Source organism: Thalassospira australica, assembly GCF_044790785.1.
Classification (GTDB): Bacteria; Pseudomonadota; Alphaproteobacteria; order Rhodospirillales; family Thalassospiraceae; genus Thalassospira; species Thalassospira australica_A.
In genome coordinates this window covers 2,060,094-2,075,979 of record NZ_CP085258.1, presented here as the reverse complement: position 1 = coordinate 2,075,979, position 15,886 = coordinate 2,060,094, and the positions used below count along the sequence as shown (strand labels likewise).

The 15,886-nt window shown below is 52.4% G+C and carries 14 protein-coding genes; 10 read left to right on the top strand and 4 right to left on the bottom strand.

Going from position 1 to position 15,886, the window contains the following annotated elements:
* Positions 1–32 precede the first annotated feature (32 nt).
* From LG297_RS09940 to LG297_RS09910, 7 genes are all read left to right on the top strand, one after another.
* Positions 33–830: a transporter substrate-binding domain-containing protein gene (locus tag LG297_RS09940; protein WP_404426750.1), complete on the top strand. Its 798-nt coding sequence runs from the start codon at positions 33–35 to the stop codon at positions 828–830.
* Between the two features lie 87 nt (positions 831–917).
* The gene (locus LG297_RS09935) at positions 918–1,610 is read left to right on the top strand and encodes an ABC transporter permease (RefSeq protein ID WP_404426749.1); all 693 of its coding nucleotides are present in this window, start codon (positions 918–920) and stop codon (positions 1,608–1,610) included.
* Between the two features lie 3 nt (positions 1,611–1,613).
* Positions 1,614–2,360 (top strand): ABC transporter permease, encoded by a 747-nt coding sequence (locus LG297_RS09930; RefSeq protein ID WP_404426748.1) that lies wholly within the window; start codon positions 1,614–1,616, stop codon positions 2,358–2,360.
* 135 nt (positions 2,361–2,495) lie between these two features.
* Complete coding sequence (locus LG297_RS09925) at positions 2,496–3,635, top strand: succinylglutamate desuccinylase/aspartoacylase family protein (RefSeq protein ID WP_404426747.1); 1,140 nt, start codon at positions 2,496–2,498, stop codon at positions 3,633–3,635.
* 88 nt (positions 3,636–3,723) lie between these two features.
* Complete coding sequence (gene deoC / locus LG297_RS09920; RefSeq protein ID WP_404426746.1) at positions 3,724–4,557, top strand: deoxyribose-phosphate aldolase; 834 nt, start codon at positions 3,724–3,726, stop codon at positions 4,555–4,557.
* A gap of 57 nt (positions 4,558–4,614) precedes the next feature.
* Positions 4,615–5,838 (top strand): phosphopentomutase, encoded by a 1,224-nt coding sequence (locus tag LG297_RS09915; protein WP_404426745.1) that lies wholly within the window; start codon positions 4,615–4,617, stop codon positions 5,836–5,838.
* Positions 5,839–5,841: 3 nt separating this feature from the next.
* The gene (locus tag LG297_RS09910) at positions 5,842–6,528 is read left to right on the top strand and encodes a DsbA family oxidoreductase (protein WP_404426744.1); all 687 of its coding nucleotides are present in this window, start codon (positions 5,842–5,844) and stop codon (positions 6,526–6,528) included.
* Positions 6,529–6,586: 58 nt separating this feature from the next.
* On the opposite strand, the gene mfd is transcribed toward LG297_RS09910, so the two are convergent.
* The gene (gene mfd / locus LG297_RS09905) at positions 6,587–10,084 is read right to left on the bottom strand and encodes a transcription-repair coupling factor (protein WP_404426743.1); all 3,498 of its coding nucleotides are present in this window, start codon (positions 10,082–10,084) and stop codon (positions 6,587–6,589) included.
* A gap of 4 nt (positions 10,085–10,088) precedes the next feature.
* On the bottom strand, positions 10,089–10,364 hold the full coding sequence (locus LG297_RS09900) for a succinate dehydrogenase assembly factor 2 (RefSeq protein WP_007089584.1): 276 nt from the start codon (positions 10,362–10,364) through the stop codon (positions 10,089–10,091).
* A 234-nt stretch (positions 10,365–10,598) separates the two neighbouring features.
* On the opposite strand from LG297_RS09900, the gene recG reads away from it, so the two are divergent.
* A complete protein-coding gene (recG, locus tag LG297_RS09895) occupies positions 10,599–12,686 on the top strand; it encodes an ATP-dependent DNA helicase RecG (RefSeq protein WP_404426742.1) in 2,088 nt (695 codons plus the stop codon).
* A gap of 59 nt (positions 12,687–12,745) precedes the next feature.
* Here the strand turns inward: recG and LG297_RS09890 are convergent, their stop codons facing one another.
* Positions 12,746–13,594: a DUF502 domain-containing protein gene (locus tag LG297_RS09890; RefSeq protein ID WP_404426741.1), complete on the bottom strand. Its 849-nt coding sequence runs from the start codon at positions 13,592–13,594 to the stop codon at positions 12,746–12,748.
* A gap of 202 nt (positions 13,595–13,796) precedes the next feature.
* On the opposite strand from LG297_RS09890, the gene LG297_RS09885 reads away from it, so the two are divergent.
* Both LG297_RS09885 and LG297_RS09880 read left to right on the top strand, forming a co-directional pair.
* On the top strand, positions 13,797–14,060 hold the full coding sequence (locus LG297_RS09885; RefSeq protein ID WP_404426740.1) for a hypothetical protein: 264 nt from the start codon (positions 13,797–13,799) through the stop codon (positions 14,058–14,060).
* Positions 14,053–14,493: an NUDIX hydrolase gene (locus LG297_RS09880; RefSeq protein WP_404426739.1), complete on the top strand. Its 441-nt coding sequence runs from the start codon at positions 14,053–14,055 to the stop codon at positions 14,491–14,493. The genes LG297_RS09885 and LG297_RS09880 overlap by 8 nt, the downstream gene beginning before the upstream one ends.
* An 85-nt stretch (positions 14,494–14,578) precedes the next feature.
* On the opposite strand, the gene rpoH is transcribed toward LG297_RS09880, so the two are convergent.
* A complete protein-coding gene (rpoH, locus tag LG297_RS09875; RefSeq protein WP_037992565.1) occupies positions 14,579–15,448 on the bottom strand; it encodes an RNA polymerase sigma factor RpoH in 870 nt (289 codons plus the stop codon).
* Between the last annotated feature and the right edge of the window lie 438 nt (positions 15,449–15,886).

The following is a 15,886-nucleotide window of genomic DNA, read 5'->3' as shown; positions in this document are numbered from 1 at the left end:
CGACCTGTTCTCAACAACAAGGGAGACTATGAATGAAAAACTGGATCAAGGTTGCAACCGCCGCAGCCGTAGGTGTCGCACTGAGTGCATCGGCAGCAAGTGCAGCCTGGGAGAAAGTCGTCATCGCAACCGAAGGTGCATATCCCCCGTTCAACTATGTCGACAAGGACGGCAACCTGCAGGGATTTGATGTCGATTTCGCTGTAAAACTTTGCGAAACCGCTGGTATCGAATGCGAGATCGTTGCTCAGGATTGGGATGGGATCATTCCTGGGCTGCTGGCAAAAAAATATGATGCAATCATAGCCCAGATGTCGATCACCGAAGAGCGCAAACGTTCGATCGATTTCACTAACTATTACAGCACCACACCGGCTGTGTTTGTTGGCAAGGAAGGCATGTCGATTACGGCATGGAAAGATGAGGCCGTTGTCGAAGACGCTCTTGACGACCTTGTGATTGGTGTTCAGCGGTCGACCACGCACTCTGCCTTCCTTGAAGATAATTTTCCGAATGCGGAAATTCGCATGTATGACACGCAGGACAACGCGTTGCTTGACCTGACGGCTGGTCGTATTGATGCAACACTCGCAGATTCGGGCGTTCTCGTCGAATGGGTCAAATCTGACGAAGGCAAAGGTTACACGTTCGTTTCCGATACCTTTGCACCGGTTGAATTCTTTGGTGAAGGTGCCGGCATCGGTATCCGCAAAGAAGATCAGGACCTGAAAGAGATACTGAACAAGGCACTGGCGGAAATGCTCGCCAATGGTTCGTATCAGGAAATCAACAAAAAATACTTCGAAGAAATCAACCTGCACCCGAATTGATCGGAAAGCAGTTTAGGGCGGCATCAGTGTGCCGCCCTTCCCTTATTGCCCGATACGGACGTGGCATGAAGGTTTGCAGGAGATACCATGTTTGATTTATACGGCCGCGGTTGGCAAATGCTTGAAGGGGGACTGGTCACAGTTCAACTTTGCCTGACCGTTTTGCCATTCATGATTATTCTGGGTTTGCTGGGTGCGTCGGCAAAATTGTCACGTTACAGAACCCTGAGGGTGATCGGGGAAAGTTATACCGTTATTATTCGCGGTATTCCCGAGCTTCTCGTTATTTTGTTGATCTATTTTGGCGGCACAATTGCCGTTCAGAACTTTGCAGAACTTATTGGTGGCGAAGCTGTTCGTGTTGACATCCCGGCATTTTGGTCGGGTGTTGCCGCCCTTGCTCTGGTTCAGGGAGCATTTGCATCCGAAGTTTTCCGGGCAGCCATGCAGTCGATTCCCATTGGTCAGATCGAAGCCGCGACGGCATGTGGCATGACACCGACACAAATTTTTCTTCGTATAAAATTACCGCAACTCTGGCGGTTCGCCCTACCCGGCCTGAATAATCTGTTTCAGGTTCTGATCAAGGATACAGCCCTGATTTCCGTCGTTGGTGTCGAGGAAATCTTGCGCAAGGCTGCGGTTGGTGCCGGGACGGAAAAAGCGCCTTTTACCTTCTATCTGGTTGCAATGGCGATGTTTCTGGCCTTTACGACAGTCTCGCTGTTCGTCTTCAACCGGCTTGAAAAGCGGGCTTCCCGCGGCATTGCGAGGGCGTAATCAATGTTTGAAGATCTGATATACGTCCTTACCAAATACGACACCTGGCTTTGGCAGGGGTTCCTTCTAACCTTGCAGCTGCTGGCGGTATCGGTTGTTTTTGGTACTCTGATTGCGATCCCGCTTGCGGTGGCACGAGTTTCGAAACTAGTCTGGGTTCAGGTCATACCCTTTGCTTTCATCTATGTATTTCGCGGTACACCGCTGATCGCGCAACTATTCATGATGTATTATGGCTGCGGACAACTGATCGCGAGCATTGATGGTATTCAGGATCACTGGTCCTGGACCTATTTGCGCGACCCATACTGGTATTGTTTGCTGACCTTTGTTCTGAACACAGCCGCCTATATGGCTGAAATCATGCGTGGTGGCATCCAGAATGTCCCGAATGGCGAGATTGAAGCTGCACGCGCCTGCGGCATGACACCCTTTACCACCTATCGACGGGTGATCTTCCCGCGCATGTGGCAAATCATCTGGCCTGCATATACCAACGATGTGATCTTTACCCTAAAGGCCACATCACTGGCGTCGACAGTCACCATGATGGAACTGACGGGGGCAGCCCGCAAAATCGTTGCGCGTACAGCCTTGCCTTATGAAGCCTTTATCTCGGCAGGCGTGATTTACCTGATCATCGTTTATGTTCTGACATTCGGTTTCAAGGGGATTGAAAAATATCTGCGTCGGAGCGAACACCGGAAGGAAGCGAAAACCGGTGTCGCAAAAGCTGGTGGTCACGTTTGATTTTCTTTTAAGCCACCGAACGGTCCAGTCGCCAACCATCTTCCATTCAGGACGTCGAGCCCCTCCTGTCGGGTAACTGGCGCATGGTTTGCCCGAGACACTTATTACGCCGTCACCCTCTCCCACAGGAATATCATGCAACAGGAACGCATTGAACTGCTTCGCCCCCAAATGGGTACTGCCCGTGCCCTGACAGTTCGCCGTTACGGTAACCCCGGAAAGGGCCCCAAAGCCTACCTGCAGGCGGCCCTTCATGCCGACGAACTGCCCGGTGTCATCGCCCTGCATCATCTGGAAAAGCTTTTGCAAGCTGCCGAAGACAATGGCGAGATCAAGGGTGAAATCGTTATTGTGCCCTTTGCCAATCCAATTGGTCTTACCCAGTATGTCGATATGAAACCGCTTGGGCGTTTTGAAATGCGCACGGGGCAGAACTTTAACCGGCATTATCCGGACCTGTGCCAGGAACTGATCACAGCCGTCGATGGAAAACTTGCGCGGAATGCGGAAACCAATGTAGAGGTCATTCGCACAGAATTGCGCCGCCTGATCAAAGAGCATCGCATCAATGCCGGACCACTGACTGACCTTCAGGATCTGCGTCTGACACTGGCTGAACTGGCTATTGATGCCGATTATGTTCTTGATCTGCATTGCGATTGGGAAGCTGCCATGCACCTTTACACCAGCGATTCCAGCTGGCCGGATGCAGCGGATCTGTCAGCACAGATTGGTGCCGAAGCCTGCCTGATCGCCGAAGAAAGCGGTGCCAACCCGTTCGACGAAGCTTTCAGCCGCCCTTGGGTCGAATTGCGTCGCGTTTATGGCGACAAGTTTCCGATCCCGATGGCAACGCTTTCGACCACGATAGAACTGCGTGGTGAACAGGACGTTTATGATCACCTTGCTTGTCAGGATGCAAAGAACCTGTTTGCATTCCTGCAACGTCGCGGCGTTATCGCAGGTGATCCCGGCCCTCTGCCCCCGGCAAAATGCACGGCCTCACCGCTTGCAGGTGTTGACCGTGTGACGGCAACACATGGCGGTATGATCGTATTTTCCGTTGATGCCGGAGTACACGTAAAGGCAGGTCAGGAACTGGGCTATGTTCTTGATTGCGAAACAGGTGACAAAACACCGTTTTCCAGCCGCACGGATGGCTTCATGTATGCCCGCGTTGGTGGGCGCCTTGTGGTGCCGGGTGGTTTGCTGTGCTCGGTGGCCGGGGCAGACGTTCTACCAGGGCGTGAAGGACTTCTGTTGACCGCCCGTTGACCTTCTTTACAGGACGCGATAGCAAGAGTTCGGTATAATTCCTGCCGATCTCTATACTTCGCGTCCTGCGCGTTTTAAGGATACCGACATGTTCGACCCGAATTCTGTTTCAGAAGTCATTGCCGCGGCCAAAGCTGCGGCAAAAAGCGATGCGGATACCGCACGTCTGGCCATTTCCGTTCTTGATCTGACCAGCCTGAATGACGACGACACGGTCGAAAAGATCGAAGCACTGTGTGATCGCGCACAAAGCCCGGCAGGGAATACAGCCGCCGTTTGTGTATACGCACCTTTTGTCGAAACTGCGTGGCGTGCATTGGGACAAAGCGGTGTCAAAACCGCAACTGTGGTCAATTTCCCGGCTGGAGGCACCAATGCCCAGCGTGTGGGCGATGAAACCGCTGATGCTGTTGCCAAGGGTACGGACGAAGTTGATCTGGTTTTACCTTACAAGGCTTTTCTGGCCGGGGATATTCAGACTGTCATTGATGTTATTGAAGCAACCCGGACGGCTTGTGGCCCTATGACGACGATGAAGGTCATCCTTGAAAGTGGCGAGTTTGACGACCTGTCAAAGGTCTATGAGGCCGCCCGCCTTGCCATCAAACATGGTGCGAATTTCGTCAAAACATCGACCGGAAAGGTTCCGGTCGGCGCGACGCCGGAGGCTGCGGTGGCAATGATCACTGCCATTCGCGACGCCCGCGAGGAAGATGGCCTTGCCTGTGGTTTCAAGGCATCAGGCGGTGTCAAAACGACCGATGACGCAGCACTCTTTCTTGCCATTGCTGACGAGATCATGGGTGAAGGCTGGGCGGAACCTGACACGTTCCGGTTTGGCGCCAGCGGCGTCCTGACAGCCTTGTTGGAAACTTGTGGTATTGATCAGTCATCAGCACCCAAGACGACTGGCAACTACTGAGAATTATGACTATCTGCCAATCAACCCAAATGGCAGACACAGCTGAAGGAAGACGGAATGGCCCGCGCCATCATCATTGTTGCAGACAGTTTCGGTATCGGCGCAGCGCCGGATGCGGCCAAGTTTGGTGATCAGGGATCGGACACCTTGGGCCATATTGCAGAAAACTGCGCCAAAGGGCTGGCTGACAATGATATCCGTAAAGGCCCCTTGAATATTCCGAACATGACGGCACTCGGTCTTGGTGAAGCCGCTAGAGATGCAACCGGTTGTGTACCGCCGGGGCTTGAGCATGGTGGCGCCATCATCGGTGCCTATGGACATGCCAAGGAATTGTCGCGCGGCAAGGATACACCAAGTGGCCATTGGGAAATCGCGGGCGTACCCGTTGATTTTGATTGGGGGTATTTCCCGCTTGAAGTTCCCACCTTCCCCAAGGAATTGACTGATGCCCTGATCAAACAGGCGAAATTGTCGGGTATCCTTGGTAACTGTCACGCATCCGGCACAACGATCATTGCCGAACTGGGTGAAGAGCACATCAAAACCGGCATGCCGATTTGCTATACCTCGGCCGACAGCGTGTTTCAGATTGCCGCCCACGAAGAACATTTCGGTCTGGATCGGTTGTACGAGGTTTGCGAGATCGCCTTTAAACTGGTTGAGCCGTATAATATTGGTCGCGTCATTGCCCGGCCCTTTGTCGGCAGCAGTCCGGCTGATTTCAAGCGCACGGCAAACCGCCGCGATATTGCTATTCCGCCACATAAACCAACCCTGCTCGACAAATTTAGCGAGGCTGGCGGCACGGTTATCTCGGTGGGTAAAATTGCCGATATCTATGCACAGCGTGGCATTTCAAAAAAGGTAAAGGCATCGGGAAATATGGCCCTTTTTGATGCCATGATGACTGAAATTGATCAGGCACCTGATAACAGCATCGTTTTCACCAATCTGGTCGATTTCGATATGGAATTCGGTCATCGTCGTGATGTGTCAGGCTATGCAAACGCGCTTGAGGAGTTTGATGCCCGCATCCCTGAGCTGCGCGCGGTTTTAAAACCGCGCGACCTTGTGATCATTACCGCGGATCACGGTTGCGACCCGACATGGCGCGGTAATGATCACACGCGTGAATTCGTGCCGATCATGGCATTCGGTCCAGCCATTCAACCCGGGCCGATTGGTTTGCGTGACAGTTTCGCCGATATTGGCCAAACGATTGCCGATCACCTTGGTATCGCACCGCTTGCGGCGGGCACATCGTTTCTGAATGGATGAAACATGAACTGGCAACCCGCACATAACGAAACACCGATGATGCCAGTCCGTATCGAGGCGATCATCGATACGGTGTGTCCGTGGTGCTATATCGGCAAAAAACGCTTGGAAAAGGCGCTTGTCCGGGAAAAACTGGACCACATGCCAATTACTTGGCGTCCATTCTTGTTGAACCCCGATATGCCAACTGGCGGAATCGACCGGAAATTATACCTGTCTGCCAAATTTGGCGGTACTGAAAGTGCAGCCCGTGTTTACAAGGCGATCGAGGCTGCTGGTGCTGCTGTCGGGATCGATTTCAATTTCGATGCCATTCGCCTGACACCTGATTCAACAGATTCCCATCGCCTGATCTACAAAGTCTGCGCCGAACGCCCCGCTGTCGGGAATGATCTGGTTGAGGATCTGTTTACGGCTTACTTCCTTTATGGTCGCGACATTGGTGATATTGATGTGCTGGTTGAGATCGCTGTCACTCATGGCGAGGACAGAAACGAAATCCTCGATTACCTTGGGGGTGACATGGATCGCGAGTTCGTATCGCAGGAAAACCGTGTTGCCCATCAAATGGGGGTAACCGGTGTGCCTTGTTTCCTGTTTAATGGCCGACATGCGCTTTCGGGCGCACAGGAACCCGATATTCTGCAACGCATGATCCGTTTGGCACGTCAGGAAGAAACACCTGTCTGACATGTATCCCGTCAGGGAATAAAAAAGGCAGGTCCTGAACGGATACCTGCCTTTTTCGTTATGCTTTTGCAGCAATGTCGGCCAAGCGACGCATCAGGCGCTTTAAACCTTCCAATCGATCTGTCGGACCATCCCACCCCGCAGCATAGACGATCTTGTGGTCCGGGCGCAAACGGGCCACGCCAACCTGTTGCTGGATAAAACCAACCAGACCGGCCGGGTTAGGAAATTCATTATTCCGAAGCGTGATAAGCGCACCTTTGGGGCCGGCATCAAGTTTTTCAACATTGGATGTACGGCACCATTGTTTGATCGTAACCACATCCAAAAGGTTTTCGACCTCTTTTGGCAGCTTGCCAAACCGGTCGATCATCTCGGCGGCAAACTGATCGACTTCCTCACGGGAACGCAGTTCCGAAATACGACGATACAGGCCAAGCCGCACGCCAAGATCGGGCACATAACGATCCGGTATCAGCACCGGCATTCCGACATTGATCTGCGGAACGAAGGATGCCGCATCATCTGCCTCGATTTCGCCCTTGGCCTCGGCCACGGCTTCTTCGATCATCTGCTGATAAAGTTCGATCCCGACTTCCTTGATATGACCGGATTGTTCCTCGCCAAGCAGGTTCCCTGCCCCGCGTATATCAAGGTCATGGCTGGCAAGGTTGAAACCGGCACCAAGACTGTCAAGCGTCTGCATCACCTCAAGACGCTTCAGCGCCGTTGCTGTCAGTTTCTTGCCATTCGGCAAGGTCAGATAGGCATAAGCGCGCTGTTTTGATCGACCGATACGCCCGCGCAACTGATAAAGTTGTGCCAAACCAAACATATCGGCGCGATGGATGATCATGGTATTGGCGTTCGGAACGTCGATGCCAGACTCAATAATATTGGTCGCCAGCAATAAATCGAACTTGCGATCTGTAAAATCAGTCATCACCTGTTCAAGATCACGTGCCCCCATCTGGCCATGAGCAGTGTCGAACTTGATTTCAGGCACCAGTGTTTCAAGTTCCTTGGCAACCCGCCCAAGTTCATTGACCCGCGGGCAGACATAGAAGATTTGCCCCCCACGGTGACGTTCGCGCAAGATTGCTTCGCGCACGACAACCGGATCATATGGCGTGATATAGGTCCGAACTGCAAGACGGTCGACCGGCGGTGTCGCAATAATTGAAAGTTCCTTTACCCCGGTTAGCGCAAGTTGCAATGTCCGCGGTATCGGCGTTGCCGTTAATGTCAGCACATGAACATCGGTTTTGAGCTCTTTCAGGCGTTCCTTGTGCTTTACGCCAAAATGCTGCTCTTCATCGATGATCAGAAGCCCAAGGTCTTTGAACTTTACACCATTCCCCAAAAGCGCGTGCGTACCACACACAATGTCGACATGCCCGCTTTCAAGGTTGTCTTTGACCAGTTTGGCGTTCTTGCCTGTTACCAGACGCGATAGTTGCTCAACCCGGACCGGGAGCCCGTCAAACCGCTGCTTGAAGGTCAGGTAATGCTGACGGCATAACAATGTGGTCGGGGCGACAATCGCAACCTGTTTGCCCGACATAACAGCAGCAAAGGCTGCACGTAGCGCAACCTCTGTTTTGCCAAACCCGACATCGCCGCACACAAGACGATCCATCGGTTTACCGGCAGCCAGATCGTCAAGCGTATCGCGAATGGCACGCGCCTGATCTTCGGTTTCGGCAAACGGAAAGCTTGCGCAGAACTCGTCATAACTGCCTTCCGGGGCGGTCAGGGCCGCCCCTTTGCGCAGATGGCGTTCGGCGGCAACCTTTATCAGCTTTCCGGCCATATCGCGAATGCGTTCGCGCAATTTGGCCTTGCGCGCCTGCCAGGCAACGCCGCCAAGTTTATCAAGGATCGACAGCCCCTCGTCCGAGCCATAGCGCGACAGAACTTCGATATTCTCCACCGGAACAAAAAGCTTGTCCCCGCCATCATATTCCAGTTCCAGGCAGTCATGTGGCGCACCACCCGCCGTGACGGTTCGCAGACCAAGATAACGACCAATCCCGTGATCAAGATGGACGACAAGGTCGCCTTCGGAAATTTCCGAGGCCTCCCGCAGGAAGTTTTCTGCCTTGCGACGACGCCCACCCGGGCGGCTCATGCGGTCGCCCAGAATATCTTGCTCGGAAAGAATCCAAAGGCCTTCGCGGCGGAAACCGTGCTCGATATCCAAAATAACAACGGCAAGCTGTTCCGGTGTCAGATCATCGGTGATGTCTTCCCAGCATTCCGCGGTTACGACCTTGGCAACACCATGTTCACGCAGAACCGAAACCATGCGGTCACGAGATCCATCGGAATAAGCGGCAATCACAACCTGCTGGTTTTTCCCGCGCTGGGCGGTAATGAAATCACGTAATTCGTCATAAAGGTTGGTATCGGCTCGTGCCCGCACATCGCCAAAATCACGCCCCGGTCGTGCACCCATGTCAAAAACGGCACGCTCTGCACTTTCTTCCTCGTAATAGGGGGAAAGTTCCAGAACCGTGCGATCATTCAGCATCCGGTCAAATTCGGCTTGATCCAGATAAAGCCGTTCGGGCGGAACAGGTTTGTAAACATTGTCACCCGAAAGTCCGCCACCCTTGATATTCAGACGCGCCTGATAATAATCGTCAATCATCTCAAGGCGGTTTTCGATGACCTCGCCATATTGATGATCAAGGCTGACCATTACACTTGGAAGATAGGCAAATACAGTGTCCATACCGTCGTGGAACAACGGTAGCCAATGCTCCATACCACCGTATTTCAAGCCGTTACTGATCGATTCATAAAGTGGATCGGTTTGCGATACGACGCCAAAAAGTTCGCGATATCCGCTACGGAACCGGGAAATGCTTTCCTGATCAAGGAACACTTCGCCAACGGGCAGAAGGGCAATTTCGTTGATCCGACCGACAGTACGCTGGGTTTCAACGTCAAACCGGCGAATGCTCTCGATCTCGTCCCCAAAGAAGTCAAGTCGCACAGGCTCTTTCATGCCCGGCGCAAATATATCAACAATATCACCACGAACCGCGTAATCACCGGGCTCCATAACCTGTTCGGCACGGTTATAGCCCATACGATCAAAATAGCCGGTCAGATCGGCGCGCGAATGCTCCTGTCCTGATTTAAAGGTCAGTTTGCCACCGCGCATAACATCTACCCGTGGAACGCGCTGCATGATCGCCGCTGCTGTTGCCAGAACAATACGTCCCTGTCCGCTGGCCGGTTTGATATCCTCAGCCAGTGTCGTCAATGTTTCAACCCTGCGTGCCGTAACTTCGGCAATCGGTGAAACCCGGTCATAAGGCAAGCAATCCCATGCAGGCAGGGTCAAGACTTCGACCTCGCCCGCAAAGAAAGCAAGTGCCTCGGCAAGCTGGGCCATGCGTTTGTCATCGCGCACGATATGCAGGATTGTGGCGTTGTTTGCCGATGCATCCAGCAATTCGCGCAACAATAAAGCGTCGGCACCCTCGGGAACACCGCACAGCCGCTTGCGACCTTTTGTTGAAATGATTTCTTTTAATTTCTTCAATGTTTTATCTGGCGTTGCTCAGTTCCTGAATCATGTGCAGCACGTCGGTATCATATTCCTCCGGTGCCTGCTCTTTGCCCGTTGCCCACTTAAAGAAATCGGCATCGGGGACATCATTCATCAGGATTTCAAAACGTTCGAGCTGTTCTTCTGACAGGGTGGCAAGGTGCGCCTCCATGAAACGACCGATCAGGATATCGTTTTCCTTGGTACCGCGATGGCCGCCGCGAAACAGCAACTTCTTGCGTCGTACTTCAAGTTCTTTGCTGTCGATACTCACGTTCGATCTCCTGTCTTTTCTGATCACTGTGCATCGGCATAAAACCAAAGGCACAGTTTGTCTTTTGTGGCATGGTTTGTACGGTAAATTCGCCAATTGGTCCATGCTGTCATCCATCCAATTTGCATTGGCTCGTGACTTGTCGGTTGTCGCACGATAATTTTGTTGTATACCCAGCACCTAAACCGATTTGTTCTATTAACGTTCTTATCCGAAAACACAACGAAAACCGTCATGCGCCCGGAAATATTGTTCCCGCTTTTTGCTGAAATCGACAGCCTGCCCGGCATTGGTCCGCGCCTGAAGCCTTTGCTTGCGCGGTTGATCGGTGGCGAACATGTGGTCGATTTGCTGTGGCATCTGCCATCCGGGCTGATTGATCGACGTTTTTCTCCGCCTCTTACAGAAACAATTGATGGATCGATTGTTACGCTGGATGTCTGGATCGAACGCCATGATGCCTCGCCAAACCGGCGTCGCCCGTATCGGGTCATTTGCAAAACTCAAAGTGGCCCTCTGGTTTTGGCGTTTTTCAATGCCAGAGCCAAATATCTGAACGAAGTTCTGCCGGTTGGTGAAAAGCGTATCGTCTCGGGCAAAATTGATCATTATCGCGGTGAATACCAGATCACCCATCCTGACCGAATTGGTACCGAGGCAGAGCGTGATGAAATTCAAACCGTGGAGCCTGTGTACCCGATGTCTGCCGGTGTTACAGGTAAAACACTGACCAAATCAACCCGAGCTGCACTTGCAATGGTGCCAGAACTGCCGGAATGGCATGATCCTGCCTTGCAGGCTCGACACAAATGGCTGGACCTGAAATCCGCCCTCCATCAGGTTCACAATCCTGAAAACGACGGGGATCTCTCGCCCGATCATCCAGCGCGCAAACGACTTGCCTATGACGAATTGCTGGCAAACCAGCTTGCACTTGCCCTCATTCGGGCCAAGATGCGCAAACTCGGCGGCCGGGCTACAAAGGGTGATGGTCATCTGCGCAAGGCGCTTGAGGCCGAGTTGCCCTTCGCCATGACCGGTGCACAGCAACGCGCCCTAAAAGACATTTACGAAGATATGGGGGGCAACGGCCGTATGCTGCGCCTGCTTCAAGGCGATGTCGGATCCGGCAAAACCGTGGTCGCCTTGATGGCCATGTTGAACGCAATCGAAACCGGTCGTCAGGCCGCATTAATGGCACCGACAGAAATCCTTGCCCGCCAACATTTTGAAACCATCGCACCACTTCTTGAAAAGATCGGTGTGACCTGCGCGATCCTGACGGGGCGTGATAAGGGAAAAAGTCGCAAAAACGCGCTGGAAGGTTTTGCCAACGGCGAATTTCAGATTGCGGTTGGCACCCACGCGCTGTTTCAGGAAGATGTGCAGTTCCGTGATCTAGCCTTCGCCGTTGTCGACGAACAACATCGTTTCGGTGTCCACCAACGCTTGATGCTGGCTGGCAAAGGTCAGGCTGTCGATGTTCTTGTCATGACGGCAACGCCGATCCCGAGAACCCTTACCCTTACAGCATTTGGAGACATGGAAGTCTCGCGACTGGATGAAAAACCGCCGGGACGAAAACCGGTTGATACGCGTGTTTTACCTGCAGATAAGGTTGAGGACGTCATATCGGGTATCGGGCGTGCCATGCGCACCGGAACCAAGATTTATTGGGTTTGTCCCTTGGTCGAGGATTCCGAAATTCTCGATTTACAGGCAGCCGAAGAACGATACCGCATTCTGGTCAAATTGTTTGGCGAAAGCCGTGTAGGGCTTGTTCATGGCAAAATGAAAGCTAAAGACAAGGACGCCGTCATGGAACGCTTTACCCATGGTGACCTGTCCATTCTTGTCGCCACGACCGTCATCGAAGTTGGTGTCAACGTCCCCGATGCGACAATCATGGTTATCGAACACGCCGAACGGTTCGGCTTGGCACAACTTCATCAGCTTCGTGGGCGTATCGGCCGTGGAGATGCCGCATCAACCTGTCTGCTGCTATATGGTTCGCCATTGGGTGAAATTTCCAAGGCGCGACTTAAAATCATGCGCGAGACTGAAGACGGCTTTGTGATTGCCGAAGAGGACCTTCGTCTGCGCGGTGCCGGCGAAGTTCTGGGCACCCGACAAAGCGGTCTGCAAGCATATCGTCTTGCCAGCCTTGAAATGCACGGTGATCTGCTGGCGATTGCCCGCGACGACGCGCGACTGATTGTCGAACTGGATCCGGACCTTCAAAAGCCGCGCGGCGAAGCCTTGCGATTATTACTGTATCTGTTTGAGCGCGACGAAGCCGTCCGTTATTTCCGGTCAGGTTAAAAAACAAGGGCGCTTGCATGGTTGCAGCGCCCTTCTCTTTTGATCGACCTCAAACAGCGCTAGGCGTCTTCGCGGCTTTTGTCATCGGCGTTTTTGTGTCCCGGCCCGGGATGTTTGGAAACCAGTACCGGTGCGTTTTCCTTTTCACGCAAGACATCAATATCTTCATAGGTCTTGGCGGCAACACGTGGCTCGGCTTTGGCTTCGGCTGAACGACGATCAGGTGGTGTCACAATCCCGCCTGACATCACCATCTTGATGGCTTCCTCGACCGTCATATCAAGAATGACAATATCCTTGCGCGGCACAAACAGAAGGAACCCCGATGTCGGGTTCGGTGTTGTCGGCAAGAAGATATTGATCACGGTATCTTCGGTCAGGTTCTGCACCTCACCCTTGGTTTCCCCGGTGATGAAACCGATCGCCCACATGCCGCGACGTGGATATTCCAGCAAAACAGCCTGACGAAACGCATTCGACTGATTTGCCAGAACCGTTTCAAGAATCTGCTTTACCGCACCATAAATGCTGCGAACCGCCGGAATACGGGCAAGAATGCGTTCATAAAGCTTGATCAGAGCCCGACCGGCAAAGTTGGTGGTGAACCAACCGACAACCGTAATGAAAATCAGGATCACCAACAAACCAAATCCCGGGATACCGTATTCCTGATAACCTTCGGGCAGGTAATAGACCGGATTGTAATGTCCCGGAATTAGCGGCATTACCTTGCTGTCGACAAACTCGATAAACCACCATGCCAGGCCGAATGTAATGACAAGCGGTGCACTGACAAGAACACCGGTCAGAAAATAGGCACGCACACGGGCAAAGAGCCCCGGAGTTGGCAAGGTATGACCCGAACTGTCACTGTCCATATCATTTTGGTCGTCACGATTGGCGGTCATTGATCACCTGTGAGGATACGTTGTATTGCACGGCTCTGCCTGCAATACATGTTTGCATTCATCATTTGTCAGTACAAATATGGCAATGCTGCGATTATTTGATTGGGAAAATCCCTCGTTAGTAGATTGATAGCAGCATTCAAGTTTGTGGTGCAACCAAACAAACAGGGCGGCGCCAAACCGACATCGCAAAGGAGATGTTTTGCAGGTCTGGATCGTTGAATACATATACGATGATGACGCCTCTGTCGGTATCCGTACTGCCAAGGTCACGGCCCCTGATTACGAAACCGCCCGGCAATTTGCGCTGGGCGATGCACCTGCTGCCGATTTCGTGATGTCGCTACGCCCTGAATCCGAAGACCAGTTTCTGGGCCGTCCGACTATTCGGGCGCGCGAAATGACCGGCCAGATGGCCCGTAACCTTCCCGATCCGGATGATGATATAGAAGACGATGATGCCTGATACTGACAAGCGCGATTACCTTGCTCGCCCGATAATCGGAGTTGGCGCTGTTGTCTGGAACGGCGATGATGTTTTGCTTATACGGCGGGGAAAGTCCCCGAACAAAGGTAGCTGGAGCTTGCCTGGCGGCGCGCAGGAGCTTGGTGAAACGTTGCGTGAAGCCGTCCGCCGGGAGGTTTTTGAAGAATCCGGAATTACCATATCCGAACCGATGCTGATCGACACGGTCGATTTGATAACACCTGACAGCAACGGTCAGGTTCAATATCACTATACCCTGATCGATTTTGTCGCCGAGGCGTTGGAAAGTGACCTGCACGCAGGTGGCGATGCCGACGATGCCAGGTGGGTATCGTTAGTCCGGCTTGACGATTACAGGCTTTGGGATAAAACCCGCGATATGATCATCAGGTCACGCACCTTGCGTCGTTAATTTCACTCAAACCATATGAATATCGTTCAACGAAAAAAGGCGACATCTGGTGATGCCGCCTTTTGATCAATCAGTCGAATTCTGATCACGCCGCAGCATGCTGCGTCAGAACAGATTCCTGAATTTTCTTGAACGCGCGCGCCTCAAGCTGACGGACACGTTCACGACTTACGCCAAAGCGTTCGCCAAGTTTTTCTAGCGTAATCGGATCATCACTCAGGAAACGGGCTTCGATAATCTCACGCTCGCGCTCCGGCAACTCACCCATCGCGCTTTTCAGCATGTCGTTATGTAAAACACGTTCCTCGGCATCTGCAACGATACTTTCCGGGCTTGGTGCATCAGACGACAGAGTATCGAGATACTCCATACCTTCGTCTTTCGGCATCGGTGTATTCAGCGAGAAATCACGTGCCGCAAGGCGACGGTTCATTTCCAGCGCTTCTTTACCGGTAACACCAAGTTTTTCGGCAACAGCATCTGCCTGTTCGGGTGACAGTTCGCCATTGTCATAGATGTTAAGCTGTTTTTTGGCTTTACGCAGGCTGAAGAACAGCTTTTTCTGTGCTGCCATGGTGCCAAGTTTGACCATCGACCAGCTGTGCAGGATATATTCGGTCACAGCCGCCTTAATCCACCACATCGCGTATGTCGAAAGTCGGAAACCGCGCTCCGGGTCGAATTTCTGAACTGCCCGCATTAGGCCGGTATTGCCTTCTGCCACCAGATCAGCCATCGGTAGGCCATAGCCCCGATATCCGAAGGCGATTTTCGCGACAAGACGCAAGTGACTTGTGACCAGCTTGTGGGCTGCATCGGTGTCATCATGCTCATGATAGCGGCGTGCAAGCATATATTCCTCGTCTACACTGAGCATCGGGAATTTCCAGACTTGTCTCAGGTAGCCAGAGAAGCCGTCATCCTGCGGAACAGCAGGTAATTTAATGGTGCTCATATCATGTCCTCCAGAGAGGTTTACGCATCGACGCCTGATATTTCTTCCTACGAATTCAAGCAGATTTCAGATGACGCGCAAACACTGTCAGTTGTGAACTTAATCACGTGGACGACCGGCAACTTTATTTGGAAAAATTCCGTCCGGTCGCAATTTCATCCCATAGCCCCTATGGGAGAGGACAGCAGACGCAGAGATAAGTCATATTCATCGTGTCTCTTCCTTCCTCGAAGCAAATCGACAATTACATGTCCGCCATTAGGCCGGAACATTATCCGGCGGTGCCATTGGGCCCCCACCCGCAAAAGTTAATATATCTAAACCCGACTAATTTCGTCAAGATAAACCTGACTGGATTTCAGCTATATTTAACTTTCAATATCAGCATTTTACATAAATTACCCGATAAACCCAGTCGGACATTATCAATGCTGACAA

Bases quoted from the DNA above. Each gene is read 5' to 3' on its own strand.
- LG297_RS09940 (WP_404426750.1), top strand. From the start codon at position 33: ATGAAAAACTGGATCAAGGTTGCAACCGCCGCAGCCGTAGGTGTCGCA.
- LG297_RS09935 (WP_404426749.1), top strand. From the start codon at position 918: ATGTTTGATTTATACGGCCGCGGTTGGCAAATGCTTGAAGGGGGACTG.
- LG297_RS09930 (WP_404426748.1), top strand. From the start codon at position 1,614: ATGTTTGAAGATCTGATATACGTCCTTACCAAATACGACACCTGGCTT.
- LG297_RS09925 (WP_404426747.1), top strand. From the start codon at position 2,496: ATGCAACAGGAACGCATTGAACTGCTTCGCCCCCAAATGGGTACTGCC.
- deoC (WP_404426746.1), top strand. From the start codon at position 3,724: ATGTTCGACCCGAATTCTGTTTCAGAAGTCATTGCCGCGGCCAAAGCT.
- LG297_RS09915 (WP_404426745.1), top strand. From the start codon at position 4,615: ATGGCCCGCGCCATCATCATTGTTGCAGACAGTTTCGGTATCGGCGCA.
- LG297_RS09910 (WP_404426744.1), top strand. From the start codon at position 5,842: ATGAACTGGCAACCCGCACATAACGAAACACCGATGATGCCAGTCCGT.
- recG (WP_404426742.1), top strand. From the start codon at position 10,599: ATGCGCCCGGAAATATTGTTCCCGCTTTTTGCTGAAATCGACAGCCTG.
- LG297_RS09890 (WP_404426741.1), bottom strand. From the start codon at position 13,594: ATGACCGCCAATCGTGACGACCAAAATGATATGGACAGTGACAGTTCG.
- LG297_RS09880 (WP_404426739.1), top strand. From the start codon at position 14,053: ATGCCTGATACTGACAAGCGCGATTACCTTGCTCGCCCGATAATCGGA.
- rpoH (WP_037992565.1), bottom strand. From the start codon at position 15,448: ATGAGCACCATTAAATTACCTGCTGTTCCGCAGGATGACGGCTTCTCT.